This is a genomic window from Sulfuricurvum sp. (assembly GCF_023229695.1).
In the GTDB taxonomy this organism is placed as follows: Bacteria; Campylobacterota; Campylobacteria; order Campylobacterales; family Sulfurimonadaceae; genus Sulfuricurvum.
Map to the genome: position 1 here is coordinate 95,822 of NZ_JALNYS010000009.1, position 26,036 is coordinate 121,857.

The 26,036-nt window shown below is 47.7% G+C and carries 31 protein-coding genes; 10 read left to right on the forward strand and 21 right to left on the reverse strand.

The annotated features are described in order from the left end of the window. Positions 1-152 precede the first annotated feature (152 nt). The 8 genes from M0P91_RS08040 to nadA form a co-directional block, all read right to left on the reverse strand. Positions 153-398 (reverse strand): DUF2442 domain-containing protein, encoded by a 246-nt coding sequence (locus tag M0P91_RS08040; RefSeq protein WP_295066253.1) that lies wholly within the window; start codon positions 396-398, stop codon positions 153-155. A 10-nt stretch (positions 399-408) separates the two neighbouring features. Next, positions 409-669, reverse strand: a complete 261-nt coding sequence (locus M0P91_RS08045; protein ID WP_294871052.1) for a DUF4160 domain-containing protein — start codon at positions 667-669, stop codon at positions 409-411. Between the two features lie 17 nt (positions 670-686). Beyond that, the gene (locus M0P91_RS08050) at positions 687-980 is read right to left on the reverse strand and encodes a nucleotidyltransferase family protein (protein ID WP_295066254.1); all 294 of its coding nucleotides are present in this window, start codon (positions 978-980) and stop codon (positions 687-689) included. A gap of 58 nt (positions 981-1,038) precedes the next feature. Next, positions 1,039-1,449: a HEPN domain-containing protein gene (locus tag M0P91_RS08055; protein ID WP_295066255.1), complete on the reverse strand. Its 411-nt coding sequence runs from the start codon at positions 1,447-1,449 to the stop codon at positions 1,039-1,041. Next, a complete protein-coding gene (locus M0P91_RS08060) occupies positions 1,430-1,768 on the reverse strand; it encodes a nucleotidyltransferase domain-containing protein (RefSeq protein WP_295066256.1) in 339 nt (112 codons plus the stop codon). Before M0P91_RS08060 ends, M0P91_RS08055 begins: the two co-directional genes overlap by 20 nt. Before the next feature lie 105 nt (positions 1,769-1,873). Beyond that, on the reverse strand, positions 1,874-2,131 hold the full coding sequence (locus tag M0P91_RS08065) for a Txe/YoeB family addiction module toxin (RefSeq protein WP_295066257.1): 258 nt from the start codon (positions 2,129-2,131) through the stop codon (positions 1,874-1,876). Next, entirely contained in the window at positions 2,109-2,378 is a 270-nt protein-coding gene (locus M0P91_RS08070; RefSeq protein ID WP_295066258.1) for a type II toxin-antitoxin system Phd/YefM family antitoxin, read from the reverse strand. The genes M0P91_RS08065 and M0P91_RS08070 overlap by 23 nt, the downstream gene beginning before the upstream one ends. Positions 2,379-2,513: 135 nt before the next feature. After that, complete coding sequence (nadA, locus tag M0P91_RS08075; protein WP_295066259.1) at positions 2,514-3,512, reverse strand: quinolinate synthase NadA; 999 nt, start codon at positions 3,510-3,512, stop codon at positions 2,514-2,516. Positions 3,513-3,662: 150 nt separating this feature from the next. On the opposite strand from nadA, the gene plsY reads away from it, so the two are divergent. The 4 genes from plsY (at position 3,663) to hsrA (ending at position 6,187) form a co-directional block, all read left to right on the forward strand. Then, positions 3,663-4,277 (forward strand): glycerol-3-phosphate 1-O-acyltransferase PlsY, encoded by a 615-nt coding sequence (gene plsY / locus M0P91_RS08080; RefSeq protein WP_295066260.1) that lies wholly within the window; start codon positions 3,663-3,665, stop codon positions 4,275-4,277. Further along, a complete protein-coding gene (locus tag M0P91_RS08085; protein WP_295066261.1) occupies positions 4,274-4,600 on the forward strand; it encodes a dihydroneopterin aldolase in 327 nt (108 codons plus the stop codon). Before plsY ends, M0P91_RS08085 begins: the two co-directional genes overlap by 4 nt. Positions 4,601-4,695: 95 nt before the next feature. After that, a complete protein-coding gene (locus tag M0P91_RS08090) occupies positions 4,696-5,337 on the forward strand; it encodes an OmpA family protein (protein WP_295066262.1) in 642 nt (213 codons plus the stop codon). Positions 5,338-5,512: 175 nt separating this feature from the next. Continuing rightward, positions 5,513-6,187 (forward strand): homeostatic response regulator transcription factor HsrA, encoded by a 675-nt coding sequence (hsrA, locus tag M0P91_RS08095; RefSeq protein WP_295066263.1) that lies wholly within the window; start codon positions 5,513-5,515, stop codon positions 6,185-6,187. Positions 6,188-6,239: 52 nt separating this feature from the next. On the opposite strand, the gene M0P91_RS08100 is transcribed toward hsrA, so the two are convergent. Both M0P91_RS08100 and M0P91_RS08105 read right to left on the reverse strand, forming a co-directional pair. Beyond that, positions 6,240-7,829, reverse strand: coding sequence for a DUF3365 domain-containing protein (locus tag M0P91_RS08100; RefSeq protein WP_295066264.1), 1,590 nt, complete (start codon positions 7,827-7,829; stop codon positions 6,240-6,242). After that, complete coding sequence (locus tag M0P91_RS08105) at positions 7,819-9,336, reverse strand: response regulator (RefSeq protein ID WP_295066265.1); 1,518 nt, start codon at positions 9,334-9,336, stop codon at positions 7,819-7,821. Before M0P91_RS08105 ends, M0P91_RS08100 begins: the two co-directional genes overlap by 11 nt. A 215-nt stretch (positions 9,337-9,551) precedes the next feature. On the opposite strand from M0P91_RS08105, the gene M0P91_RS08110 reads away from it, so the two are divergent. The 3 genes from M0P91_RS08110 to M0P91_RS08120 all read left to right on the forward strand — a co-directional run bounded on the left by M0P91_RS08110 (position 9,552) and on the right by M0P91_RS08120 (position 12,695). After that, a complete protein-coding gene (locus M0P91_RS08110) occupies positions 9,552-10,856 on the forward strand; it encodes a HAMP domain-containing sensor histidine kinase (protein WP_295066266.1) in 1,305 nt (434 codons plus the stop codon). Positions 10,857-10,979: 123 nt separating this feature from the next. Beyond that, entirely contained in the window at positions 10,980-11,234 is a 255-nt protein-coding gene (locus M0P91_RS08115; RefSeq protein ID WP_295066267.1) for a YfhL family 4Fe-4S dicluster ferredoxin, read from the forward strand. Next, positions 11,235-12,695, forward strand: coding sequence for a Ppx/GppA phosphatase family protein (locus tag M0P91_RS08120; RefSeq protein ID WP_295066268.1), 1,461 nt, complete (start codon positions 11,235-11,237; stop codon positions 12,693-12,695). 42 nt (positions 12,696-12,737) lie between these two features. On the opposite strand, the gene bamA is transcribed toward M0P91_RS08120, so the two are convergent. Then, on the reverse strand, positions 12,738-14,990 hold the full coding sequence (gene bamA, locus M0P91_RS08125; RefSeq protein WP_295066269.1) for an outer membrane protein assembly factor BamA: 2,253 nt from the start codon (positions 14,988-14,990) through the stop codon (positions 12,738-12,740). A 123-nt stretch (positions 14,991-15,113) separates the two neighbouring features. On the opposite strand from bamA, the gene M0P91_RS08130 reads away from it, so the two are divergent. Then, on the forward strand, positions 15,114-15,950 hold the full coding sequence (locus M0P91_RS08130; RefSeq protein ID WP_295066270.1) for a prephenate dehydrogenase: 837 nt from the start codon (positions 15,114-15,116) through the stop codon (positions 15,948-15,950). Positions 15,951-16,249: 299 nt separating this feature from the next. Here M0P91_RS08130 and M0P91_RS08135 read toward each other — a convergent pair whose 3' ends face one another. From M0P91_RS08135 to M0P91_RS08165, 7 genes are all read right to left on the reverse strand, one after another. Beyond that, the gene (locus tag M0P91_RS08135) at positions 16,250-17,455 is read right to left on the reverse strand and encodes a hypothetical protein (protein WP_295066271.1); all 1,206 of its coding nucleotides are present in this window, start codon (positions 17,453-17,455) and stop codon (positions 16,250-16,252) included. Next, positions 17,452-18,201, reverse strand: coding sequence for a hypothetical protein (locus tag M0P91_RS08140; RefSeq protein WP_295066272.1), 750 nt, complete (start codon positions 18,199-18,201; stop codon positions 17,452-17,454). The genes M0P91_RS08135 and M0P91_RS08140 overlap by 4 nt, the downstream gene beginning before the upstream one ends. Further along, positions 18,194-18,595, reverse strand: coding sequence for a hypothetical protein (locus M0P91_RS08145; RefSeq protein ID WP_295066273.1), 402 nt, complete (start codon positions 18,593-18,595; stop codon positions 18,194-18,196). The genes M0P91_RS08140 and M0P91_RS08145 overlap by 8 nt, the downstream gene beginning before the upstream one ends. After that, entirely contained in the window at positions 18,592-19,425 is an 834-nt protein-coding gene (locus M0P91_RS08150; RefSeq protein WP_295066274.1) for a DUF58 domain-containing protein, read from the reverse strand. Before M0P91_RS08150 ends, M0P91_RS08145 begins: the two co-directional genes overlap by 4 nt. A 102-nt stretch (positions 19,426-19,527) precedes the next feature. After that, positions 19,528-20,475 (reverse strand): MoxR family ATPase, encoded by a 948-nt coding sequence (locus M0P91_RS08155; RefSeq protein WP_295066275.1) that lies wholly within the window; start codon positions 20,473-20,475, stop codon positions 19,528-19,530. A 30-nt stretch (positions 20,476-20,505) separates the two neighbouring features. Further along, the gene (locus tag M0P91_RS08160) at positions 20,506-21,588 is read right to left on the reverse strand and encodes a PDDEXK nuclease domain-containing protein (RefSeq protein ID WP_295066276.1); all 1,083 of its coding nucleotides are present in this window, start codon (positions 21,586-21,588) and stop codon (positions 20,506-20,508) included. Continuing rightward, on the reverse strand, positions 21,575-21,769 hold the full coding sequence (locus M0P91_RS08165; RefSeq protein WP_295066277.1) for a hypothetical protein: 195 nt from the start codon (positions 21,767-21,769) through the stop codon (positions 21,575-21,577). Before M0P91_RS08165 ends, M0P91_RS08160 begins: the two co-directional genes overlap by 14 nt. A 224-nt stretch (positions 21,770-21,993) precedes the next feature. Between M0P91_RS08165 and M0P91_RS08170 the strand changes: the two genes are divergently transcribed. Next, on the forward strand, positions 21,994-22,245 hold the full coding sequence (locus M0P91_RS08170; RefSeq protein ID WP_295066278.1) for a type II toxin-antitoxin system RelB/DinJ family antitoxin: 252 nt from the start codon (positions 21,994-21,996) through the stop codon (positions 22,243-22,245). Next, positions 22,242-22,514, forward strand: a complete 273-nt coding sequence (locus M0P91_RS08175; RefSeq protein WP_295066279.1) for a type II toxin-antitoxin system YafQ family toxin — start codon at positions 22,242-22,244, stop codon at positions 22,512-22,514. The genes M0P91_RS08170 and M0P91_RS08175 overlap by 4 nt, the downstream gene beginning before the upstream one ends. Here M0P91_RS08175 and M0P91_RS08180 read toward each other — a convergent pair. The 3 genes from M0P91_RS08180 to M0P91_RS08190 are packed head-to-tail and all read right to left on the reverse strand — an operon-like array spanning position 22,493 to position 26,029. Then, positions 22,493-23,599 carry a hypothetical protein gene (locus tag M0P91_RS08180; RefSeq protein WP_295066280.1) on the reverse strand — a complete coding sequence of 369 codons (1,107 nt, stop codon included), beginning with the start codon at positions 23,597-23,599 and terminating at the stop codon, positions 22,493-22,495. The two genes, M0P91_RS08175 and M0P91_RS08180, sit on opposite strands and share 22 nt — an antisense overlap. After that, positions 23,580-25,121, reverse strand: a complete 1,542-nt coding sequence (locus tag M0P91_RS08185) for a VWA domain-containing protein (RefSeq protein ID WP_295066281.1) — start codon at positions 25,119-25,121, stop codon at positions 23,580-23,582. Before M0P91_RS08185 ends, M0P91_RS08180 begins: the two co-directional genes overlap by 20 nt. After that, positions 25,118-26,029 carry a VWA domain-containing protein gene (locus tag M0P91_RS08190; RefSeq protein WP_295066282.1) on the reverse strand — a complete coding sequence of 304 codons (912 nt, stop codon included), beginning with the start codon at positions 26,027-26,029 and terminating at the stop codon, positions 25,118-25,120. Before M0P91_RS08190 ends, M0P91_RS08185 begins: the two co-directional genes overlap by 4 nt. Positions 26,030-26,036: the final 7 nt, after the last annotated feature.

Here is a 26,036-nt window from a genome sequence, read left to right on the forward strand (position 1 = left end):
GTCAAGCGACATTTAAAAATGACCATCTGCGCCAGATAAAAATTTGCTTTTAATAGTAAATCAAATCCTGATAAAAGGGTATTTTTAGCCAAGTGCGCTTCTTGCGCTAGTAGACTAAAATTTTTATCAAAACCAATTTGATGCACTTTTAATTATCCAACCATTTCATAAAGTCGCTCAGGAGCAATATCCGCACCGTTTGCCCATACAATCGTGTCTAAATCACTGTCAAAGCGAACTGTTTGAAAGATTTTCAACTCTTTTAACGGGGCAAAAACCGTCTCTTCATTTTTAGATTTGATGTAATTTTCCAAATCAATTTCCGACTCTTTGCCGTCATTAAATCGAACAAATACACGATAATCACCGCGATATGCGGCATCAACCAACCAAACCATTTCCGACCTCCTATACCAAAGGTTCTATTTTTTGTGGTTCTTTACCTGCACGGGCAAGTTCCCAGTCCGCCAGTAACTCATCACGATGATCGTATGCCCATTCAAGAACTAATGAAACGACTTTTTTTGGTAAATTTCCTTCTTGAATTTTCAATTCATGAATGAGAAAACTAGCTCGATATTCATTGTATTTTACATGAAAATGAGGAGGATTATGTTCATCGTAATAAAACGAGATGATAATCCCCAAGAAACGGCTAACTTCAGGCATCTATTCCTCCTCTAAAATCATACCGCTATCTTCTCGCTTTCTACCTGCTCAAACAATTCGGCTCTAAGTTTTCGTCGCGGAACCAAATCGACATTTCGCCCCAATACCGCTTTTATCTTCTCTTCGAGTTCGATAAATCGGAGTAAATCAGGAGTATCGGAGAAATCGACGAGTAAATCGACATCACTGTTAAGTGTTTGTTCCCCACGGGCGAATGAACCAAAAAGGGCAAGTGATGTAATATGATAGCTCTGCATTATTTCGGGTTTTAAAAGGGTGAGTTTTTGTAAAATAAGCTCTTTTTCGTTCATCTGCTTCACCCTTCAAAAGTTTTCTCTTATTGTAGCATATTGGGGATTTTGAACCATTTTACAGAACTTTAATCTCTTCGATAGAAATATTCAAAATCGTACAAACATCTGCGAATAAGCTATTTGTGAACTCCAGCATAGATTTAATTTCTTCTCTTGAGGGTAACCTTCTATGGGGTGAGGGATACGATTCACGGATATGGTATTCACTTATAATGTCTAAAAAAGAGAGATCACACTCAGGTAGAGTGAATCGATGTTTTATAAGCTTGTATATTTCTATCAAATCGTGAATTTTTACTATTTTACTATTTTCAAATGCTAATATCGATTTTAATGTTATTTCAGTAGAATAATGAATTTCAACGGCAACAATATCGCTGTAATGGTTTAGATCATACAGTAAATTAGCCGTGCTTAAGTGATGCCAACCCTTTGTTAACCACTCTTTAGCTGACGTTTCGTTCATACAACACTTTTCCATTTTGCAGAATGTCTACTTTGTAAAAATAATCTTCCCGTGCATTGATAAAACTCGATGGTGCGGATAAGATATCGATACCGTTGGTATGATGATTCATGATGATGGGTCGCAGTTGTTTTCTTGCTTTTAAATTATAATCTCTGCCATCTTCTATGCTCATATCATCTTTGACCAAAAACAGATCAATGTCACTATCTTCCGTAGGAGTCCCATAGGCATAAGAACCAAACAAGATTATCTTATCAGGATCAAGAGGCTTCAGACATTCAACAATTTCATGTTTGAGCGCTTCAATATCTACCATCTGATCCCTCCTGTTTGTTATTGAGTAAATTATATCCCAAAACTCATCAAGAGATTCAAAACAAAAGGATCAGATATTCAGTATTCACTTTACCAACAATTCCCATCAACTATAATGAAACCTCGCCGCGATGATCCTGATCGTCCCCTCTTCCACTTCATAAATCAGCCGATGTTCGCTGTCGATACGCCGTGACCAACATCCTGAGAGCTCAAATCTCAGCGGTTCGGGTTTACCGACCCCTTCAAAGGGTGTCCGCTGAATCGATTTGATCAGTTCATTGATTTTTTTAACCATTTTTTTATCGGTCGTTTGCCAATAAAGATAATCATCCCACGACTCATCCGTCCAGTGCAGATTCATCGATCAGATCCTTTGCAAACGTTTTACCGCTGCGCGCTTTGGAGAGCGATGTCAAAAGCCGCTCACGGTTGGCACTGTTCGAGAGAAGATACTGACTCTCTTTCATCGCATTATATTCGCTAAAAGGGATCACGACAACGTTTTCTCCCCCTTTACGATGGATAATAACCTCTTCGTTATCGGTATAGACACTGTCAAAGATAGATTTGAGATTGTTGCGTGCCGTTGAATAATTAACCACCTGCATTACATCTCCTTGTACAATATTTTGTTTGCTATATTGTACAACTTTCAAATGATATATGCAAATGCAAACTGGATTCCCCCGCAAGGGGCACAATGCCCGTTTTCACGGGAATGACGGGGGAAATAATGGTGATGACTATAGCGCCATCATCCGTTCAAGGGCAATTTTCGCCCAGTAGGCAGTCTCTTCGTCCACTTCGATCTCGTTGATCGGTGCACCGTCCTCGATCGATTTGAGGGTCAGATACAGATCTTCCAACGTCGTTTCGTTCATCGTCGGGCATTCGGGCTTCGTCGAGGAGAGGACGTAGGTGTTTGCCGGGCGGAGGCGGTTGACCATATTAAACTCGGTTCCCACCGCCACTTTTTGATCTTCGGGAAGCTCTGTAATATATTTGATCAGCTGCGACGTCGATCCGACAAAATCGGCCCGTTCGCAGATGGCGGGATCACACTCGGGATGGACGGCGATTAGAATCCCCGGATATTTGTTTCGGTAAAACTCGATATCCTCCACTGTAAAGAGCTGATGGACGGAGCAGAATCCGTCATAACAGATGATGTCGGCCTCTTTGGGATCGGTTCCGTCTCCGAGTACGCACGATTTCAATCCCATCATGTTGGCGATGTTCTGCCCCAAACAGCGATCAGGGACGAAAAGGATCTTTTTCCCCTCGGCGAGCGCTTTGGTGATGATCATTTTGGCATTGGAGCTGGTGCACACCATCCCCCCCATTTTTCCGACGCGGGCTTTGACATCAGCATTAGAGTTGATATAGGTAATGGGGAGGATATTCTCTTGCGCTATTCCTGCCGCTTCCAGCTTGGCGATCGATTCGTCATAATAGAGGCCGTCGATCATCTTCGCCATCGCGCAACACGCTAATTTCGGCATAACGACCCGTTTGTGAGGACTGAGGATTTTGACACTCTGCCCCATAAATCCGACGCCGCAAAAGACGACGAACTCTTTGTCATCCGCCATGGTCCGTTTGGCCAGCTCCAACGAATCGCCCGTGATGTCCCCCATCTCGAACACTTCGTCACGCTGATAGAAATGGGCGACTACGGTAACGCTGAGACGCTTTTTGAGGTCAATAATTTTTTGTTTTAACGCTTCGGTTGAGATGTCCAAACCTGCATCCTTCTTAAGAACTTGATAAAAGCCATTATAGCTTACTCACATCTAGCCCACCTTGAAGCGGCAAAAAAAAATCTCGATTTTTAGTTCGTTGTAACGATGGGTGATTTATAATGCGCTCCAAAATACGTCCTAAGGTTCTCCATGGAATTTTTATTTAATCTAAACGTCCAATTTTATCTGGCGGCCTATCTCCTCGGCGGTATCCCGTTCGGAATGATTTTGGCCAAACTCTTTGCCGGTGTCAACATCAAAGAAGCAGGTTCCCAAAGCATCGGTGCCACGAATGTATTACGGGTGGTGAAAGAGACCAATCCCGCATTGGCAAAAAAACTGAGTGCCGCTACGTTGGCCCTCGATGCGTTCAAAGGGATTATCGTCGTATTGGCCGCCAAATACTTCGAACTCAGCGACAGTGTCCAGTGGATGGTCGCCGTCCTCGCCGTTATCGGCCACTGCTTCAGCCCTTACCTGTGGTTTGAAGGGGGCAAAGGGGTCGCTACGGGAATGGGCGTCATGGCCGTGATGCTCCCCGTCGAAACCGCTATTGCCTTGGTCGTCTGGGCTGTTGCGGCCAAAACGATCCGTATTTCGTCCCTTTCGTCGATGCTTGGCCTTTTGGCTCTCGTCGTCGCCTCGTTTTTCCTCCATCCGGTTATCTTTCATGCACCGGTATTGTTTATCGCATTTATCCTCTTTTATAAACACATTCCCAATTTTATCCGTCTTTTCAAAGGGGAAGAGACCCGCGTCGCATGAAGATCCTGATCGAGGATCTCACTTTTGACGCGATCATCGGGATACTGCCGCAGGAGCGGACGACGCCGCAACGTGTCCGGATAGAGTGCATCATCGATTACCGCTACAGCGACGGAAATTTTATCAATTATGCCGATGTGGCCCACCATATCGAGCATTCCGTACAGCACAACCGTTTTCAATTGATCGAAGAAGCCCTCGAATCTTTGTCGTCCACACTGAAAATAGAGTTCCCCCTTATCCAGACCCTCACCCTGACACTGCGTAAACCGGACATTCTCGCGAACTGTTCGGTAGGGCTCTCCAACGTTTTTCACTATTAATTTCAGCTAAACTTCTCTTTCGATTTACCTTTTCTTATCCACGAAATCGCTATAATTCCACGATAGAAAAATTCCCATTATACAAAAGGAAACAGATGTACAAATCACTCTTATCGACCCTATTGGCCGGATTTTTACTCGTAGGATGTGCCGGTACCGATACGGGATTGACCAAAGCACAAACCGGTGCCCTTATCGGCGGTGTAGCCGGTGCCATTGCCGGCAAAGCTACCAGCAACCATAGTACCAAACGGACCGTTATCGGCGGAGCCGTCGGAGCCCTTGCCGGTTACGGTATCGGTGCGTATATGGACAAACAGCAAGCCGAACTGAATCAGGAGCTGCAAGGTTCAGGTATCGCCGTACAGCGTAACGGCGATACGATCAATCTGAATATGCCGGGAAACATTACCTTTGATACGGCAAAAGCCAATATCAAACCGAACTTCAATCCGGTTTTGGATGATCTCGGCAACGTTTTAAACAAATACCCCGAAACCATTCTGGAGGTTCAGGGATACACCGACAACGTCGGAAGCGATTCGGACAACCAAAAACTCTCTCTTTCACGGGCCCAGAGCGTCAGCTCGGCACTTGCAAACCGTGGAATAGCCTCCAGCCGGCTCAAATCGGTAGGATACGGAGAGAGTGCCCCTGTCGCGTCCAATGAGTCCCCGGCCGGAAGAGAAAGCAACCGAAGAGTTGAAATCAAGATCATCCCGAATCCTGCCAAGTAACCCTTTTTCCTGCGGAATTCTCAGGCAGCAGCCTGAGAATTCAAACCGTTTTCCCCTCTTAAATACCCTTTTTTACTTAAAATCATACTCCTACCTAAAAGTTTTTTGAAAAAAAGTTTAAAATTTCCTAAAACTGTGCTATAATTACGCCAAAATTTCGCTCCGAGGAACGTGAATGCGCATTCTAATCATTGAAGATGAAGTAACCCTCAACAAAACCCTTGCAGAAGGGCTTAAAGAGTTCGGCTACCAAAGCGATGTCGTCGAGACACTTAAAGACGGTGAGTATTACCTCGATATCCGTAACTACGACCTGATTTTAATGGATTGGATGTTGCCCGACGGTAATAGCGTCGACATCATCCCTGACATCAAAACCAATACCCCAAAAACCGTTATTGTCGTCCTCTCCGCACGTGATGACAACGAAAGCGAAATAGAAGCTCTTCGAGCCGGTGCCGATGACTACATCCGCAAACCGTTTGACTTTGATGTCCTTATTGCCCGTATCGAAGCCCGTTTGCGCTTCGGCGGCAGCAACATCATCGAAATTGACGATTTGATCATCAACCCTGAAGAGGAAAAAATCATTTATAAAGAGAAAGAGATCGAACTAAAAGGGAAACCGTTTGAAGTATTGACTCACCTCGCACGCCACCGTGACCAGATCGTCTCTAAAGAGCAGCTTTTGGATGCGATTTGGGAAGAGCCGGAACTTGTCACTCCAAACGTTATCGAGGTAGCGATCAATCAAATCCGCCAAAAAATGGATAAGCCGCTCGGTATCACCACGATTGAAACCGTTCGTCGAAGAGGCTACCGTTTTTGTTTCCCGAAAGAAGTTAATTAACTACTGATGTTACGCACTTGCTAGGGCAAGGTGCGTAAGGTCATGACCTATTTTACCCCTCTAAGCGTGGAAGCCACACACTAAAACACGTTCTATCCCGCTCATCATCTATTTTTATTTTCCCTAAAAGATGATTTTCAACAATAATTTTAGACATATAAAGGCCAAGCCCCGTCCCGTTCAACTCCTCTTTGGTCGTAAAATAGGGGACGAATACCTCTTCGCGAATCGAGGGATCCACTCCGATACCGTTGTCGCACACCGTTGTAACGATCCACTCTCCCGCTTCATAAATCACAACCGATATTTCTTTGGAGTCCGTTTCGACCCCTTCGCAGGCTTCTTTCGCATTTTTAAGGAGATTCAGATAGACCTGCAGCAATTCATGGGGAAAACCTAAAACCAACCCCTCGGTCGAGGATTCAATTTTTAATCCTATCCCCTTGTTCTCAATCCCTTTTCCGATCATATTCACGGCCTCTTCAAAAACCTGATACGGAGAAAAAATCTCTTTTTGCTTATTGGGCTTAAAAAAATCGGTAAAATCATCGATGGTCTTGGAGAGATAGACCGCTTGGGCAATAATCTCCTCAGCATCCTTCTCAAAGCCTTGAAGATCAACCTCATCGAGTTCGATGTCCATCACCATCTTATTGGCAACCATCGAAAGGGTTGCAACCGGCTGACGCCACTGATGCGCAATCATTCCGATCATTTCCCCCATTGCCGCATGACGCGACTGAAGAATCATCATTTCATCTTTGATTTTATTCTTTTTTATCTCCTCTTTAACCCTGCTTTCGAGAGTAGCGTTAAGTTCTTGTAACTCATTCGTTCGTATCCGGACAATCTCTTCAAGCTCTTCATTCATACTATGCAAATGCTTATGATGCCGAAGCATCGATACGGCCAGAAAAGACAACAAGGTACCCACGATCAATCCCAGTATTCCTATCCCCCATTGAACCTCTCGGGTGTGTCTTTCAACAAGGTGTTTCGAATATTTGAATTTTTCAAGCGGCAGTTCGATACTGATCCCCCCTCGAACGTCGCCAATTCGATAACCCATCTCACCATGACATCCCATACACCCTTTTTCAAAATAGAGGGCACCGACAAACTGAAATTTCTGCTCCTCTCCAAAGCGATAATAGTAGGTTTTAGAGCGATTTTTTTGCAGATATTTCATCGCATCCGTCTCGAACGTATTCGGAGTATTTAAGGGGTTGATCGGTATGAGTGAGGTTAATTTGTAGTGTTCTTGCCGATTCAGATTCGATATTTGCGCAATTTCACGTGTCATCCATGCCGGATTAATCTTGATCATTTTTTCATTTTCTTTGCATGTGATCAGATTCTCTTTCAAATAGGGATTCGGTTGCATAGTGCCGTGCTGTTTGACAAATACCCCGTTATGACTGGCATTCCATCGCCGTACGGCAACCATATCGTCAAAATGGCTGATCGCATCACTGACGACACTTTTTTTTAACATCGCTATCTGCTGCTCCTCAGCACGATTCACCTGCACTATCAGGATAAAGACGATCGTTCCGATCACCCCCCACAAAAATGGCAACACGATCGGCAACCGCATCCACAGATGCGGTTTGCCTTTCGCTCTCAAATGTTCACTCCCCATATTGCAGTCCTTTAAATTCACGGATCAAATCCAGTTGCCGTGCGGCTATGTATTCGACGAGATTTTTATTTTTCTGATCATGAAGTTCATACATAAAAACCACCTCATAGTGATTTGGCTGTTCGCTGATCCGAAATACGGTGGCTTTGGTATTAATGATCAAAGGGCGGTGGGACATCATAAGAACCAAATCGAGAATCACCTCCGTAGAAACACGCATCCCCGAAGGAAGCGATGCGAGCTTAAGCCGGGTAGCGACGATAGAGATATCGAGCATTGCCATATCCGTATCAAATTTATGCCCCTGATAGAGCAAGGTTGCCCGGGCATTCTCATCCGGAAGAACCCGTATGTATTGACGTCGTGTAGGACTGGTCAGGGCAATTTTACACTCCCCCAGTATGACCCTCTGCTGTTCAAAATTGATCTGTTTGATATCGATGGATTCAATGATTATCGGAAATATGTCGGACACCAGAATAATCCGTTTTTCGAACTGTACTGCTTTGAGCTGCATAAAGGTTGTGCTAATGGAGATCTGTTTCTCATCCACTTCCAGTACGACACCGTCATTCGTAATACTCAACCCTTTGTAGAGATTATGAAGTTTGATTTTCGCATTATTGCGTTTGGCCATCTCCAACAAACCGCGCAACGCTTGTTTGTCTTTCTGTACCGCTTCGCGCTCCATGGCACCCGCATCAAAAAGTTTTAAAAGATTCAGTTCGGTAACATCGTTCAACGAGAGGACATAATACTCCTCTTTATCGGGAATTTTTTGAATACTTAAAACGAAATGGTGACTCTTGCCGTTGGTATCGCCGATTTTGACATTAAAAAGCTTGCTGGGGTTTTGTTTCATCTCATTAAACCATTCAACCCCCTCATGATTATAAAGGAAACTGGTGTGTTCCAAAAGCAAATCCCCGAAATTTGTAAATTGTTTTTTAAATATCTCAATACTCGAAGCTCCGAAAAAATCGAGACATGGCTGATTCACCATCACGACCGATTGCTGCCGCAAAAGGATCACCAGATTTTGTTGATAATTAAAAATATTATGCAAATACATATTGAAAAGATTCTCATGCATACGGGAGCGGAACTCATCGGCACAACGGATCAAAACGTCGAGGACATTCTGTATAGTAATCGGCTTCACCAGATAGTCCATTGCGCCGAGTTTTAACGCCTCGTGCAAAAGTTCGTTTTCGTTGTAAGCGGTCGTAAAAATAATTTTGGTTTCCGGGGCGATTTTCAAAATCTCTTTCGCCATTGTCATCCCGTCCATTTTCGGCATTTTAATATCACTAATGACGATACGGGGACGATGCTGCGTATAAAATTCAAGCCCCTCTTTCCCATCGGAAGCACTGATGACGGTGTCAAAAAATTTTTGGAAAAGGGCGGTACCGCGTGTATTTAAACTGACGTTGTCCTCTACATAGAGCAATGTTACGTTATGAAGAGCATTTCGAACTTCTTTTAACGCATTGGGATCTATCATCTCCTACCTCTCTTGCCAATTTACCGGATTACTATAGCAAAAAACTACTATGTTTTATCGATAAAATCGTATATCTCTTGAGCGTATCCTATTCCCTTCAGGTGAAAACAGTGTTCTAAATGAAATGTTTTGTATAATACTCCCCGCTTCAGAAAAAAAGGTGCAGGGAACTTCATCACACACCGCTGTATCCACCTCAAAAAAGGGAAGAACTTTTGTTTTCAAAAAGAAGTATACGGCGCCGTTTTCTTTTCCAGCTTATTGTCGCTTCAGCGGCTCTTGTCATTTTAGTCTCGAGTATTTTGTACCTCTTTATCAAACAATCCATTTACGACGAAAAGCAAGCGGAGCTGATCGGTTTTGCCGAAAATATTGTGGCCTACAAATCGCTCCTCTCCGCGCAACAGCAAACCAGCGCCGATAGCGTCATGGGGCTCAGCGTTGAACTCATCACCCTCACGTCGGATGAAAAACATCTCGATTTTTTTGAAACGACGGCCAATAACAATAAAACGACCCTGACTCTGATCTACCCGTTTGATTTCCTCCACTCCTCGTATCTTAAAATAAGTCGGGACATTACCCCCACCAAACAGCTCTTGCATAAAATACTCAACTCGATTTTTCTCATTAATGCGGTAGGTTTCATTGTTATTATCCTCTACGCCATCGCTTTTTCTAAAATGCTCATTGCCCCCATTACCGCACTTAGCCGGCGTCTGGCCAATATGAACGAACATCTGATCCGTCCCATCAAAGTCGAACAGCTCCCCGATGAATTTGAACCGCTGGGAGAGACGCTCAACCGCCTTATGGCCCGTATCCAGAATTTTGTCAAATACCAAAAAGAGCTCTTTATCGGTGCCGCGCATGAGCTTAAAACTCCCCTTGCCGTTATTAAACTGAAAAATCAGGTGACCCTGATCAAAAAACGGACCCCCGAAGAGTACATCGAAGCGATTAAAATTACCAATCAAAGCGTCGACGAGATGAACAAAATCGTTGCCAATATCCTCCATATAGGGCGACAGGAGGGGGCTCAGCTTGAGATACCGACGGAAGCCGATATTATCAAAATTCTTAAAAAATGGGAGGGGGATTTTGCACTGCTGACCCACAGTGAAAACAAAATTCTCCAAACCCATTTTGAGCCCGATTCCTTTATGGCCCTGTTGCAAGTGACCCTATTTAATCAAATTATCCAAAATTTCCTCCAAAATGCGATGAAATTTACCCCGGAGGGGAAAACGATTCTGTTCCAAAGCCGTCTCAACGATATCGGTATCGTTATCGAAGTTATTGATGAGGGGTGCGGTATTGACGAGAGCGTTGATCTTTTTGCCCCGTTCAAACGTCAGGGGAACAAATCGGGTGCCGGACTCGGCCTTTTCTTAGCCAAAAGTGCGGCGGAAGCGATCGGGGCGGAGATTAGTATCGCCAATCGCACCGACGGCATTGACGGAACGGTGGCACGGATTGTTTTGGCATCCAAACTGTGTTGTGTCCTTCCGAAACGGTAATAAGAAACCATTTAAAAATGCTCAAAGCTTCCTTGCGCTATAAATCGCGGACCGATAAAATTAACGTAAAGGGATTTTTTCCCTTTAATGTTAAAAACTAATAAAATTACCAGAGGTTTAAAGATGCCATTACTCATAGTCGATGAATGTATAGCGTGCGACGCATGTCGCGAAGAGTGTCCTATGGATGCCATCGAAGAGGGTGATCCGATTTACATTATCGATCCGGATCGTTGTACCGAGTGTGTCGGAACCTATGATGAACCGGCGTGTATCGCGGTGTGTCCGGTCGATTGTATCATCCCGGACAAAGACAACGTCGAAACCATGCAAGAGCTTCTCTACAAGCACAATCAGCTTATGGAAGAAGAGCAATAGATGGCAAGTTGTACCGCTATTATCGATATTGGAAGCAATTCCATGCGGATGGCGGTATTTCAAAAAACCAGCCGTTTTGCTTTTCACATTATTCACGAAGTCAAAAGTTCCGTCCGCTTAGGGGAGCATGCCTATAAAAACGGCGGCAATCTTCAACCTCTGCCGATGGAGCGGACGGCACTGGCCCTCGGTGAGTTTTTAACGATCGCAAAATCGTTTGATGCGCGAAAAGTCCTTTGTGTCGCAACCTCCGCCTTACGCGATGCCCCCAATTCGAACGAATTCATTTCCCGCATCCGACGTGAACACTCCCTCTCCATTAAAATCATTGACGGCGCGCGCGAGGCCTATCTGGGAGGGATGGCGTGCGCCAATTTACTCGCACCCATGGAAGCGATCACCGTTGATGTCGGAGGGGGATCGAGTGAATTTGCCCACCTTTGCAACGGCAAAGTGGAATCGATGTTTTCTTTGAATATCGGTACGGTACGGATCAAAGAACTCTTTTTGGATAACAACGATACGGAAGGGGCCATCCGCTACATCGATGAAGCGCTCAAATCGCTCCCCCCCTTCCAAACCGATACCCTCGTCGGGATCGGAGGGACATTTCGGGCACTGACGCGCGCATTGATGAAGAGAGGGGACGCTCCCCTTAAAAAACTCCACGGTTTCACTACCGGTACCGAGACTTTTTCCCAATTCGGCGATCAGATTCTCCAAGCCTCACCGAAAAAACTCAAATCCCTTTATATCAAACCGGACCGTTTTGATACGATCAAACCCGGTACTCTCATTTTGCTGAGGATACTCAAACACCTTCAGGCCAAAAAACTGATTTGTAGCGGCGTAGGGGTACGCGAAGGGGTATTTTTAAGCGATATGCTCCGCAATGCGCGCGACAGATTCCCGGCCAACTACAATCCAAGTGTCCGTTATCTGCTCGATACCTATGCCGTCCATAGCGATCACGGTATCCATTGTGCGGCGTTGGCCAAACGTCTCTTCGAACTCCTCAAAGCTCCGCTTCAAATCGACGAATCGTTTCGTTACGAACTGGTCATTGCGGCGAAACTCCTCCCGATCGGCGTAGGGATTCGATACTACAATTACCGCTACCATAGCCATTATCTGGTCCTCAGCGCCCTGGATTATACCCTGACCCATCATCAGATTGCCCTGATTGCCCATCTGCTCCTCTTTAAAAAAGGGCATACCTCTTCGGAACTGATTGCAAAAAGCAGCTATCGCCCCCTCTTGCCCGATACACGGACGCTCAATGCGATCCACACAATCCTCTGGCTTTCCCACACCCTTCTGGCGCAGCGGCAAAAGTCTCAGGAGATCGCCCTCGCGTATCAAAACGGTGCCCTTGAGATACAAGGAGAGCACCTCTACCTCGCCCGCGAAAAGCTCAAAGATCTCCCTCTTCCGAAAAGTCTCACGCTGACATTTCTGTAAACTCCCCCTCTTGGAGGGTCTATAGGGCTCTTCGCCACCCCTTTAGAATCGCTGTCCGATCGTAAATTCGAAGTGGGCGACACGGTCATCGGTTTGGGTGTTAAGCGGATTGGCGAATACCAATTGAAGCGGCCCGACCGGAGAGAACCACTCCAAGCCGATTCCGTAACCCCCACGCTCCATATTGGTCAATTTGTCGTCCCCGATCCAACCGTAATCGATAAAGGCGGTAGCGCGCATACGTGCTTCGGGAACCAGCGGCACACTCACCTCAAGATTGTGCGAAAAGGTCTGTCTCCCCCCGATTTTCCGAGGCAAGCCGGTCGACGTCTCTCCGTTGATCGGAGAGATGGAATAGCTTTGATATCCGCGAACCGATCCGATCCCCCCCATATAAAACTTTTCGGCCATCGGAAGGAATCCGGTATCTTCGGCATAGTTGAAGCGGGCTTTGTAACGGAAAATGATATCCGCGTCCAGCCATTTCTGGAGTCCCTGATAAAATCCGAAGCTCGTGCGGCTTTTAATAAAATCGGCCTGACCTCCAAGCCCCCCCTTCTCAATACTCTGAGAGAGGGTGATCCCTTCTCGCGGAACGTAGTAATCGTCCGTATTGTCGTAAACGGCCGAAACGAGGAGCGAACTTTTTGAGTAATTCTGATAATAGGTCGGATCGAACAAGAGTCCGGTCGTCGTCGTTGTATTCGTATCAAAATCGCTGTATTGATTCTGGGAGTAGTTGTATCCCAGATTGCCGGTCACATAACGGTTAAAACGGTGCCCCGTACCGAGGCTCATTCCGGTGGAGTTGACCGTATAGGTCGTATACTTCGTTCCGCTTTTGAAAATGGAAAAGTTTCCGCTGAAATCGCTGTCGTTGAGACGCGGATTTGAGATGTTGAACGAATAGTTGCTCGTTCGTACGGAACGCTCCAGATGGAGCCCCATATTAATCCCCGAACCGAAAATATTACGGTCACTCACCGCAACGCTGAGCATGATCCCCCCGAAACTGCCGTATCCGCCACCCAGCTGAATGTTCCCGGTCGGTGCCTCTTTGGTCTGAACGATCAGGTCCATCGTCTCATCGTCGATCCGCTTCTCTTCAATCGTATTGCTCTCAAAATACCCCGTCCGGCCGATCGCATTGCGGGAATCTTTGAGTTTACTCATACCGTAAACATCTCCGGGCCCTAAAAAGAGTTCACGCCGTACAATCCGGTCCAGTGTCCGGCTGTTTCCCGAGACGATCACATTGCGAATCCGCACTTTTTTTCCGGGGATGATCCGATAAACGACATCAACGCTTTTCCCCTCTTTGTCTTTTTTCAAATCGGGTTGAACCTGTACGTAGGCGTATCCCAAATCGGCAATCTCGGTTTTAATCCGATCGGCGTCTTCCCGAAAGGTTTTGATGTTGAACGGTCTGTTTTTTTCCAGCTTAATCACTTTCAGCAACGCTTCGTCTGCGATCACTTTGGTATCCTGAAAAATCAGAATATCGCTTACGCGATACACATCCCCTTCAAATACGGTGTAATCCATTTGCGCTTCGTAACGGTCAAAATCGACTTTGACGAACGGGTCATCCACCTTTGCGTCCAGATATCCGTTCTGCATGTAATAATCCCGGATACGCAACGGATCGTATTGGATCTCCGAAAGCTTCATTTTACCGTCATTACGCCCCCACAGCCATCCCATAAACTGCCGCTCTTTGTTGGCAATCACCGTATTGAACTCTTTGTTGTCGATCCCTTTGGTCCCGACATAACGGAGTTTTTTGATAATGATCTCCGCCCCTTCATTCACGATAAATTTGACCTGCATGCTGCCGTTTTCCAGTTTTTCACTCTCAATCTCGACAACCGAATCGATCTTCCCGTCCTGGCTCAAAGCATCGATAATCCGCTTCTTGGCACTTTCCAACCGCTTTTCATCGAACAGCGACCCTTTCTCTATCTGAAGAAGCGTTTTTTGGGCTTCGGCATCGTTCTCCTTGTACCCTTTAAGCTCGATTTTGGAGATAGAGGGTTTCTCTTTAAAGTGAAACGTTACTTTTCCCCCCTCCTCCTCTGCCCACACATCTTCGAAATACCCCTGATCAAAAAAGTTTTTAGTTGTTTTATCAACTTCGGCAAGATCCAGCGGTTCCCCGATTTTGAGTGTATTAAGACGTTTTGCAGCCGCTTCGGAAATGTGAACCATGCCGTCGTATTCGATCGATTGGACGTTTTGTGTCGATGCATGAAGGAGGGCACTCGCCACTACCAATGAGAGGGTGATTGTTTTCAAGCCAGAATCCGTTGCGTTAAAATAGTCTCCTATTCTATCACCCTAACGATTAATGTTCCGTAAATTTAAACATAAAACGGTTAATATTGCGTTATCACACTTTACACGTCAAAGGTTTTAGCGATGAATGTCGGGATTGTCGGATTGGGATTAATGGGGGGATCAATGGCGCTTGCCCTCAAACATATCTCGTTTATTACTTCCATTATCGGTAGCGATCACAATCCTGAACATCGAGAAATCGCTCTGAAACGGGGACTGGTTGAATCGATCGTCCCCTTTTCAGAACTTAAAGCCCGATGCGATGTCATTTTCTTGGCCGTTCCGGTGGACGGAGTGATCTTTCTTCTGAACGAATGTACCGATCTGGCGGAAAGTCCAATCACCCTGATTGATCTGGGAAGTACCAAAAAACTGATTCTTGATGCCGTCCCTACAGAAATACGGGCCAATTTTGTCGCGGCCCATCCGATGACGGGGACTGAGCATTTCGGCCCGAATGCCGCCCTCGAAGGGCTCTATTGCGACCAAGTCGTCGTTCTATGCGACCTGGAGCACAGCGGAGATACCCAGCGCGATACCGCTCTTCGGATCTTCCGTGCGATCGGAATGCAGGTGCGTACGATGGGGGCGGCGCAGCATGACCGCCATGCCGCGTTTATCAGCCACATGCCCCACGTCATCTCCTATGCAATCGCCAATACCGTTTTGGCACAGGAGGAGAAAGAGAACATCCTTACCCTCGCAGCGGGGGGATTTCGATCCATGAGCCGTCTGGCAAAAAGTTCCCCGGCCATGTGGGAAGATATCTTCCGCCAAAACCGCCGGAATGTCCTCGAAGCGGTCGAACTCTTTGAAACCGAACTCTCAACGATCAAAGAAGCGCTCCGGAATGAAGACTATGCCACCCTGCGCCATGAGATGAAAGAGGCCAACAAGCTGTACGAAATTTTTTCGTAACTGATGTTACGCACTTTCCGGGCAAAGCCCGTAAAGTGGCAGGGACAAATGTCCCTACAACCCCCTAAAGCTTCCCGTATCTTTCGGATACGGGAGATTATACCGTCTATCTTTAACTGTATATACGCATTTTGTCATCCCGTACTTGATACGGGATCCATATCTTGCATTAGATTCCGTGTCGTAGCACGGAATGACGAGAGTATACTTAGTTAATGAAGTTTGGTATTAACCGATTTTTAATTGCACTTTCCGCTCATAGCCCGTAAAGTGGCAAGGACAGCTGTCCCTATACCCTCCTAACGGATCGGGTAGAGACGGGTTATCGAACCGTTTCGGGTGAGGGGTTTGAGCGGGGGATTCGGCTCTAAAAAAGGAGATTGTCCCTCCTCCTTTGCCGTTTTTTTCCCCTCCCGCCCTTTGGTTTGCTCCATCATCGCGACCGCCCGACCGAGATTATAGCGGACATGCTCCGCTAAAACCGGATCGGTCGTATAAATCGTCTCGTACCACTTCTGAGCCTCTGCATAACGCCCGCTGCGGTAGAGGGCATTGGCGAGGTTGTAGCGTATCCGGGCACCGTCGTGCTTTTGCTGATACGATCGAAACAATGCAGCGCTTTTGGGGTACTCCTCCCGTTCGTAGGAGGCTACCGCCTCATCCAGAAGGGTAAAATCAAACACTCCGGCATGGAGCTCCATCCCCTGCACTGCGAAAGAGAGTAGCACCGCCGCTACAGGGACACTGCGCCGTTGGCTCATGGAGGAGAGGGCAATGCCGATCAGAACCATCGCCCCGCCCAGCGGATAAAAAAACAACGGAATCGACGAGGCTTGAGCGTTCTTGTATGCAACCGCCCGAATTTTCTCAACTACTGCGTCCGTCGCTTCCCCCGGTTCCATCGAAATCACCCTCAGATCATTGTCCGCAACAGCCGTAGGAAAAGAGGAGGAGACAAGGATCAAAGGGTCGTCTCCCTCTTCGTAATGGTCCTTCAAGGCTGTGATCAGCCCCTCCCTATCCCCCCGCTCCGTCTGCATGAGCGAAGGATCCATCCCCCTCACCAATTCGGAAACGCCGAAGGTATCACGACTCAGGGGGGCAACGAAATACGAAACGCTATCGTAGGCAACCACCCCCACATTTTCTCCCCGTAATCCAAGGATCAGGGCGATCGCACGCTCTTTGGCGTGAGCAAAATTCTCCGGCGATTGGATCGAGATATCGATCGCGATCAGGACATTGGTGCGCGGTGCGGTGCGCGGTCCCTCTTCGAAGGCTACCGGCCCCGCCATTGCCGTTATCAGCAGCAGCGCGGCGCTTAAAAACAGACGGTTTCTCCCCGCAAGCCCCATCGTCACGGGGGGGGGACGCAAACGCTCCAGCGCATGGAGACTAAAGAGACTCTGTTCGGAACTTTTTTGGGTCATCCATAAATAGAAAAGGGCAACGACCGGAATGACCATCCAGAAAAAAAATTCGGGGTGCAAAAAAGAGAAGCTCACAAGATCCCCTTTTGGTTTCGACCGTAAAGGTAGAGCAGCATCGCCATAAAACCGGCAAACAAGGGGAAAAAATAGTAATACTCGACATACCGTCTCCCCGCTACCGGCTTAACACCGGGATGGCGAGAGTGAAGTGTTTCGATCCACCCTACGGTATCCCCCGCCGGGGGGATAGAGATCTCTATCCCCTTCGGGAGAGCGGGAAGCACGGTTTCGGGACGATCCGAAAAAACAACGGCCCACGTTTCCCTCCCCGCAGAGGGGTTAAAAAAACGTCCGATACCCCGATCCGGAATGTTCCCTCTCTCCTCAGGCACGACATCGTCGAGAATCCGTTGCAAAGCGGCGTGATCTTTCGTCAAAGGGATCCTGATTTCCGATGCCGAAGGGACCCATAATGCAATCGGATCGGTGGAACGCTTGTCGATAAAACGGCGGACATCGGAGAGTACCGCCTCCGTCAATGAGGCCGGATCCAGAATCAGGAGAATATCAACCCTCCCCTCTCTCTCATAGTGCAGCTCTTTGTCCCGTACCGGCGACATCAGGGCAATAATAAACAAAATGATCATCCCCCATTTGGCCACCCATATCCAGAGCTTCGGCTTGACGCCGACATCGCCGAAACGGGCTGCATTAGGATAATAGAGGGGGTTGGAACGCAGAGGACACAGTGCTTCGCACGCCAGAAAAAAAAAGAGGATAAATCCCAGTTTCGGAAACTGGAAATAGATCCCCTCAAGCATCGATGATACTCAGATAAAGACGATAATACCCGATGGTTTCGTCGTCGATATCATCGACGTTCGGGGCGTATTTGTAGGGCTCCAGCCTCTCAAACAGGTTGCGGTACCCTTTTTCACTCCGTTCATTCTCCCGGGCAAAATAGCGTCCGATTTCACACATTGCATAGGCAGCCTTTTTGGGATCGGATAAATCGATCGAAGAGAGCTGCGCATATCGCTGCTGCCGTTCGCTTTCCCCCCTGCGACGGAATTTTTTGACCAAAAAAAGTACCGTACTCACCGCGATCGCGATCGTGATCATGGTGAGTACGATAAAAAAATAGAACGAATAATCGGGGACCGCAACCAGCGGTTTGATATCATACACCGGGATATCGACCATACGCTGGCTCATACGCGCCCCTCGAAGATACGACGAAGCGTCACGGATACATTCGCATCGGTATAGAGTTTGGCCGAACGGATCCCCACTTTCTGAAACCGTTCAAAAAGTGCGGCATCGTGTTCCCGAATTTTTTGGGCGTAGCGCTTTACATTCCGTCCGTTAAAATCCCCCTCCAGAAGAATTCCGGTTTCGGGATCGATGAGCGAGGTATATCCCATCGGTTCAGGCTTCTCTTCGAGACGGTCCCGAACTACCAATGCCACCACTTCATGTTTTTTCGCCAACAGCCGTAAATCAGGAATTTCAAAAAAATCACCGATAATCACGATCAGCGAACGGCGTTTCACCCTTCGGTACAAGGTTGCAGCCATCGCGTTATAATCGGCATGCCGACGGAGCAGCTGCGCCCCCATCACCCGTTCGACGCTCATCGCGACGGCGAAGCGCTTTTTGCTGGGACGTACCTCATCCACGAGGGTTTCCGAAAAGTTGTAATGGGTAAAAAGATCCCCGTTAGAGAGGGCCGAATAGCCGATCAGCGCTACCGCTTCGGCAACGCTCTCGATTTTAAACCGGTCCCGTCCGAAATGGAGACTCCCCCCCAGCATCGCAACCGTTACGACGCTGAGTTCACGCTCTTCTCGAAACACCTTCACATAGGGGCGCTGCATTTTCGCGGTGATGTTCCAGTCGATATGACGGGTATCGTCTCCCGGTATGTACTCGTGCAGCTCAATAAAATCGTACCCCTCCCCCCGAAACAGAGAAGGGTTGTTCCCGATCCGGTCACCGATGATCTGGCGGCGGGCTTTTAACAAAATATGATGACTATTATTCAACTTTCCATCCTTCCCGTCATCCTCGGATTTGATCCGGGGATCCATCCCAAAAAGAAAAGCTGGATTCCCGCTTTCGCGGGAATGACAAAAATATTATTTTCATTAGGGAATTGGTACGGCTTTTACAATCTGCTCGATCAAATTATCAACGTCAATACCTTCGGCTTCCGCTTCGTAACTCAATACAAGACGGTGACGCATCAGCTCTTTGATAACCTGCGCAATATCACTCGGGGTGACAAACGCTTTCCCCCGCAAAAAGGCGACGGCACGGACCGCTTTGAACATATCGATGCTCACCCGGGGAGAGGCCCCGAACTGGATATAGGGGCGGATGGAGTCCAAGCCGAATTTTTCGGGTTCACGAGTCGCCGTTACGAGGGCGATCATATACCGCTCCACCTCTTCATCGATATGGATCTTTGCCACCGCCTCTTTGAGCCGGATGAGGGCGGCGGGATCGATCACCGCATGAATCGTTTCGGAGGTGGCGGAGGCGATACGGCGAGCGATGGAGAGCTCTTCTTCGGCGGTGTTGTACCCCACTTTGATTTTGAGCATAAAACGATCCAGCTGTGCTTCGGGGAGGGGATAAACCCCCTCGTTTTCAATCGGGTTCTGCGTTGCCATGACCAAAAACGGCGGGGATAGCTTAAAGCTTTCATCCCCCAGCGTCACCTGCCGCTCCTGCATCACCTCCAGCAATGCCGACTGCACTTTTGCCGGTGCACGGTTGATCTCATCGGCGAGGAGCAAATTGGTAAAAACGGGCCCTTTTTTAATCTTGAACGCATTATTGTGAGGATCATACACCTCCGCCCCCAAAATATCGCCCGGCAGCAAGTCGGGGGTAAACTGCACCCGCTTAAAATCGAGACCCAATGTCTGAGAGAGGGCTTTGACCGTCGTCGTTTTCGCCAATCCCGGAATCCCCTCGATCAAGATATGTCCGTCGCATAGTAAACCGATCAGCAATCCGTCGATCATCTTCTCTTGGCCGACGACGACTTTGGCAACTTCAGCACGTATTGCATTAATTGTTTCTATCATACTTTTTCCTCCTGTTTTCACTTATAACTTTTACACATTGACAATCCCCAATTCTGCTTCTATCTCTTCGATAGCAGGGAAAGAGGATCTAAGATTTTCAGGTAATATATGGGTAAGCTGATATTCACTCACCCCTATCGGTTTATTTATATCTTTGAGTGCGTATTCTACCACGGTGTCGTTTTTAGATTTGCAAATTAATATCCCGATAGTGGGATTATCTCGCTCATTTTTGATCTCTCCATCCACTGCGGAGACGTAAAAATTGAGTTTTCCTGCAAATTCAGGTTTAAAATCGCTTACTTTGAGTTCTACAACAACATAACAGTAGAGCTTCACATGGTAAAAAAGCAAATCAATCTTAAACTCGCTGCCACCGACATTGAGCTTATATTGCCGTCCGACAAATGAGAACCCCTGCCCCAGTTCCAATAAAAACTTGGTCATATTCTCCATCAGAGCATCTTCCAGCTCTTTTTCATCGTGCCGTGAACGTATATCTAAAAAATCAAAATTATAAGGGTCTTTTAGGGTCTGCATTGCCAAATCTGAGTGAATATCGGGAAGTTTTGTCTCGAAATTGGTAATCGCTTTGCCCTGACGTTCATAAAGTCCGCTTTCGATCTCATGGATTAAAACTGCTCTGGAATAGTTGTTTTGTATCGTCTGATAAAGATAAAATCGTGCTTCGTCACGATTTTTGGATTTGCTCATAATAGCGAGATTATGGCCCCACGGTATTTGAAATAATCGGTCAACAGCTTGTTGGCTTTTTTCATTTTCTATTTGTGCAACAGCTTGTTGCCCACTTAAAACCTCATCGTACCAAAACAGATACCATTGCTTCATGTATTTTATATTCGTTGTCGAAAACCCTTTCATATTCGGGAATTCTTCCTTTAAATCTTTACTCATTGCAGCTATAAAGCCATCCCCCCATGAGGAGTGCTTTTGCTTCTCCACGATCATTCGAGCTATCTCCCAATACAGCCGTAACATCGTTTCATTAACTTGGATATGGGCTTTGATTTGAGCAGATTGGATTTTTGATTTTACGGTATGGATAAACTCTTTGTAATCGGTAATGTTTCGTAAATATTCAGTTTTTACCATCACTCTCTCCTATACCAATCGCTGTAATATTGATGTTTTTGCCAAAAAAGTTTTCTACATGATCTTTGGTTGTAATCGTTAAATTCTCAGCGTCATAACTACACTCAAACCTCGGTGAAAAATTAAACCCCTGCTGATGAATATTTTTATAATCTTCAACCCATAAATAGACTAATTCCATCCAAATTCCTAATTTTGTTTTTCTTTTTTTGGGATGGATCCCCGGGTCAAGCCCGAGGATGACAAACCGTCCGTTTTACCCTTCGACATACCCAAAGGGCACACGTGCTCAGGGCGAACGGTAAAAAACTTATATGTGTTTTAATGGTATCTTTTGTCCCCTTAATTCATCGAAATTCTATTTTGCACCCCATTCGTGGTACAATACTAAAAAAGGAGTTTACCATGCGTACCAGTACCAGCGTCCGAATCGACAACGATGCCAAAGAGATCGCTACCGCTGTGTTGAAACAATACGGCATGAGTCTCAGCGACGGTATCAACCTCTTTTGTAAACAAGTCGCCCTCACCCACTCCATCCCTTTCGAACTCAAAGTCCCAAGCGAGCGGATGAAAATAGCCCTCCAAGAACTCGAAGAGCGCAAGGGTGAGAAATTCACCTCGATGGAAGCGTTAAAACGAGATTTGCTCTCGTGAAATACGATATATTTCGGACGGCATCGTTTAAAAAAGGGTTTAAAAAGCTCTCTTCCAAACACCAAGAAGAGGTCTTTGTCGTTATCGAAATATTAGCCAACGGCGATGTGCTCCCGCAAAAATACAAAGACCATTCTTTGAGCGGAAATTACAAAGGGTGTAAAGAGTGCCATGTACGACCCGATTTATTGCTGATCTACCGAATAAACGAAGGGGTACTCGAACTCACTTTGGTTGAAATCGGCAGTCACTCCGATCTATTTGAATAACTTGCCAACCGCTTTTTAGCTTCCCCTAATCCGATTTCCCCTGCTTCAAGCAAGCCAATCATCTCATTGTAACGCTTTTCTCCCGCAAGGGAGAGGAGGAGTACCAACTCTTTGGATGTTTTGGCTTCATCCCAAAAATACTTTATTTTACGGCGCGGACGGAGTCTCCACAAGCGGCGTACCGCTTCCCCTATCCCCGCACCCCCCAATACCAGCGCGGCATAAAGAGCATAACGCTTCAACGTCGAAGTGTCGCTCAAATCGGGAGGGTCCAAAAGGGTGGAAGGTTCATAGCCTTCGCTGACCTCTACGTGGATGGGAAGAGTTTTGAGCTCTTTGATCCGATTTTCGGCCGTATCAAATACCCTCAATCTCAGCGGCGCGATCACATACGACTTTTCGGCGATCAGGGCAAACTCCTGACGAATCTCCCCTTCGTACCCGTCCGATGCCGGGGTGATCGATTTTTGAGGCGGCTCGGCAAAAACGGTTACTCCGCTGATGTTCAGCTCATAGGGGACGAATTGATCCAGATTGCCCGATCCTCGCACATACACGCTCAGGTGGAACGGCTCATGGGCACGCACCATCGGTCGATCGCTTTTAACCTCAACCGTTATCCGCCCCGTTAAAGCCGCACTGTTCTCTTCCGCCCGAATCCCGACGGCGGGAAGAGACGTTTTTTCATCATTAAAGTCGTATTTTTTGACATTGTCGCGCCCGATCGTCGCATTTTCTATCGATGCAAACGTCGTATGCCGGATCAAAGCCTCCTGCCGCAGATCGATCATCCCCCCACGCAACGGAGTCACCAGAACATCAAACGTCTCTACCCGTCTCCCTTTCACTATCCGGTCATCTTGCGTCAGCATCTGCACCCGGTAGGCATCACTCCCCTGAGGCTTGAACTCGACCGTATAATTGGCCGCGCTCCCCTCAAACGTACAGGTATACCGGATCACTCCGCTTTGACCCACCCGAAGCGACTCGGGCGCTTTGAGGACCTCCCACCGATATGTTTCTCCCCAGAGCGCCGCAGCCGACAACAGCCAAAGCAGGAGAATATTACCAGGGTTTCGTTTCATGCACACTCCTTTGATTAATCAGCTCGTATTGCCGCGAACTGAGGGCAGCTTTTCCTTGCGAAAGGGAGAGGCGCGGGTCGCCTTGGGTCTTTTTCCCCTCATCGCCCCCGCCGCTTGCGGCCGTATCACTCTTCATGTTGCTTCCGCCCCCCTCTTTGCTTTTTTTGTGATCGCCCGAAGGGGGAGCCTGCTCTTGGGAAAATTTATCGTTTTTCTCTTTGCGTACATTGAGCGAGAGGTTGTAATCGGGAACCTCCGCGATAGCGTGCAAATTGGCATCGGCAGCTTTGTCGTAGTGCAGCGTCAGCGATTTGAGAAGCGATTCTCTCGCTTTTTCAAACTCCCGAAGCCGTATGTAACAATTGCCCATATTGTAATAGAGTAGGGATTTAAACAGGGGATTGTTTGATTTGACGCTGCGGTATGCCCCCAGTGCCGCTTCGATTTTCCCCGCTTTATACAAAGCGTTCCCCCGATTGTAACGCGCTTGGGGAGAGTCTATCTCACCGTACAGGGAGGCGGAACGTTCATACCCTTTTTGGAGATACCCGTTTTTTGCCTGATACAAGGTCACAAAATCGAGTACCCCCCCGTTTGCCCCTATCCCGACGAGGGCCAGCAGCCAGGCCAGCCGTTTCGACAGCTTCTCGCCGACCGACGTCATCGCCAGCACAAAAGCCATCAGTGCCAAAACCAGAGGAACGGCAAACAGCTCCCGAGTGCGCATGACACTCGAACTCCCCTCAAAATCCTCATCCCCTGCCCCCTCGATCAAACCGAGTACCCCATCGGTATCGGGGCCGTGGATCAGCTCCCCTTTGTTGGCATGAACCAGTGCCGTGATCGCATCGTTGCGCGAGCTCACGACGATATGCCCCGCCTCGTCTTTGAGCCATTCGCCGCTTTGCGTGGGAAGGGTGCTCCCCCCGGAGGAGGCGAGCATCACGACACTCACCGCCAGATCATTTTCTCGGATAAAATCGGCCTCTTTCTCATACGAGGTTTCGTCTCCCCCGTCGGTGAGTAAAATCACCTGAGGCCGCCGGGCATGGGACATTTTACGGGCCAGTTCAAGGGCGCTCATCACCTGCGTCCCTTTGGTGATAATCTGCGATTCGTCCAGAGCATCGAAAAGGTGTTCCAGCAGTTCGGTATCTTTGGTCAAAGGCGAGAGGATAATCGCACTGGTCGTAAACCCGATCACCCCGAACCGGTCGCGCCGGTCGCGCCGAACCACATCGTGGAGCAGTTTTTTCGCCGCTTCCAATCGACTCGGAAGAATATCGCTCCCCCGCATCGAGTAGGAGAGATCGACGGCGAGGATCACATCCGAACCCTTTTGCTGAACGTCCAGCGGCTTTTGGGGGATCACCGGGCGGGCGAGGGAAATCATCACCAAAACAACCGAAACCAAAAGCCATTGCTGCTGCACATCAAGCCGCCACCGGTAGCGGCGCGCCAAAAGACGATACCCTAGTACCGGTACCAATCCGATTAGCCATAGGGGGGTAAGAAACGTCATAACGCAACCTTTCGGCGCCACGTCAGCCATACCAAAATACCCAAAGCACCCGCAAGAGGCCACTGATAATAAGGGTTGACACGACTGTGCTCCGCACTCTTGATCGACGATTTTTCCATCGAATCGATCGCGTTATATACCGCTTCGAGTTCAGATTGATTGGTTGCGGCGAAAAACTTCCCTCCGCCATCCCTTGCCAGCCGGGAAAGGAGCGCGCTGTCGAACTCCCCTTTTTTCCCGATCCCGATCGTGTAGAGTTTGATATTGGCTTTTTGCACCATGGAAACTGCCTCTTTGGGAGAGACGGCACCGCTGTTGTGCTCCCCGTCGGTGAGGAGGATAATCACTTTTGAGCGGGCTTTCGAATCTTTCAGTGCACGCACCCCCATCGCGATCCCCTCGCCGATCGCCGTATTTTGCCCCGCCATTCCGTGGTTCAGGTAACCGATCATCTCCGCGATGATCTCTTTTTCATAGGTGACGGGGGTAGCGATAAAAGCAAAATCGCCGAATACAACCACCCCTACATTATCCTCAACCCGTTTCGTCACAAAATCGATCGCTATCTTCTGAACGATCTCAAAGCGGCTTTGGCGGTTCTCTTCCGTCCCGAATCCCGAAGCGTTCATCGACCCGCTCCCGTCCAGACTCAAAACGATGTCGATTCCGTTACGATTGCGCGGATCGGAAAAATCGATCACGATGGGTGCGGCCAGCGCCCCTGCCATCAAGGTCACAACAAGCACCTTGATAAGCCACTCGATATTACGCCATTTTCCCACCGTGCCGAAAAAAGAGAGATGGGGAAAATAGTGCTCACGCGCGACCCTTTTGCAGCGGTAAAGACAATAGAGGATCGGCGGTACGACCAGCCACCCCCAGATAAAATCAAACATCCAGATATTCATGCACTAA

Coding starts and splice junctions, on each gene's coding strand:
- hsrA (WP_295066263.1), top strand. CDS start 5,513: ATGCGCATTCTAATCATTGAAGATGAAGTAACCCTCAACAAAACCCTT.
- M0P91_RS08065 (WP_295066257.1), bottom strand. CDS start 2,131: ATGAATCTGCACTGGACGGATGAGTCGTGGGATGATTATCTTTATTGG.
- M0P91_RS08185 (WP_295066281.1), bottom strand. CDS start 25,121: ATGACGTTTCTTACCCCCCTATGGCTAATCGGATTGGTACCGGTACTA.
- M0P91_RS08085 (WP_295066261.1), top strand. CDS start 4,274: ATGAAGATCCTGATCGAGGATCTCACTTTTGACGCGATCATCGGGATA.
- M0P91_RS08155 (WP_295066275.1), bottom strand. CDS start 20,475: ATGATAGAAACAATTAATGCAATACGTGCTGAAGTTGCCAAAGTCGTC.
- M0P91_RS08170 (WP_295066278.1), top strand. CDS start 21,994: ATGCGTACCAGTACCAGCGTCCGAATCGACAACGATGCCAAAGAGATC.
- M0P91_RS08070 (WP_295066258.1), bottom strand. CDS start 2,378: ATGCAGGTGGTTAATTATTCAACGGCACGCAACAATCTCAAATCTATC.
- M0P91_RS08180 (WP_295066280.1), bottom strand. CDS start 23,599: ATGAAACGAAACCCTGGTAATATTCTCCTGCTTTGGCTGTTGTCGGCT.
- M0P91_RS08050 (WP_295066254.1), bottom strand. CDS start 980: ATGAACGAAAAAGAGCTTATTTTACAAAAACTCACCCTTTTAAAACCC.
- M0P91_RS08090 (WP_295066262.1), top strand. CDS start 4,696: ATGTACAAATCACTCTTATCGACCCTATTGGCCGGATTTTTACTCGTA.
- M0P91_RS08115 (WP_295066267.1), top strand. CDS start 10,980: ATGCCATTACTCATAGTCGATGAATGTATAGCGTGCGACGCATGTCGC.
- M0P91_RS08060 (WP_295066256.1), bottom strand. CDS start 1,768: ATGGTAGATATTGAAGCGCTCAAACATGAAATTGTTGAATGTCTGAAG.
- M0P91_RS08160 (WP_295066276.1), bottom strand. CDS start 21,588: ATGGTAAAAACTGAATATTTACGAAACATTACCGATTACAAAGAGTTT.
- M0P91_RS08145 (WP_295066273.1), bottom strand. CDS start 18,595: ATGAGCCAGCGTATGGTCGATATCCCGGTGTATGATATCAAACCGCTG.
- M0P91_RS08100 (WP_295066264.1), bottom strand. CDS start 7,829: ATGGGGAGTGAACATTTGAGAGCGAAAGGCAAACCGCATCTGTGGATG.
- M0P91_RS08190 (WP_295066282.1), bottom strand. CDS start 26,029: ATGAATATCTGGATGTTTGATTTTATCTGGGGGTGGCTGGTCGTACCG.
- M0P91_RS08040 (WP_295066253.1), bottom strand. CDS start 398: ATGGTTTGGTTGGTTGATGCCGCATATCGCGGTGATTATCGTGTATTT.
- M0P91_RS08140 (WP_295066272.1), bottom strand. CDS start 18,201: ATGCTTGAGGGGATCTATTTCCAGTTTCCGAAACTGGGATTTATCCTC.
- M0P91_RS08130 (WP_295066270.1), top strand. CDS start 15,114: ATGAATGTCGGGATTGTCGGATTGGGATTAATGGGGGGATCAATGGCG.
- M0P91_RS08045 (WP_294871052.1), bottom strand. CDS start 669: ATGCCTGAAGTTAGCCGTTTCTTGGGGATTATCATCTCGTTTTATTAC.
- M0P91_RS08165 (WP_295066277.1), bottom strand. CDS start 21,769: ATGGAATTAGTCTATTTATGGGTTGAAGATTATAAAAATATTCATCAG.
- M0P91_RS08120 (WP_295066268.1), top strand. CDS start 11,235: ATGGCAAGTTGTACCGCTATTATCGATATTGGAAGCAATTCCATGCGG.
- plsY (WP_295066260.1), top strand. CDS start 3,663: ATGGAATTTTTATTTAATCTAAACGTCCAATTTTATCTGGCGGCCTAT.
- M0P91_RS08055 (WP_295066255.1), bottom strand. CDS start 1,449: ATGAACGAAACGTCAGCTAAAGAGTGGTTAACAAAGGGTTGGCATCAC.
- M0P91_RS08105 (WP_295066265.1), bottom strand. CDS start 9,336: ATGATAGATCCCAATGCGTTAAAAGAAGTTCGAAATGCTCTTCATAAC.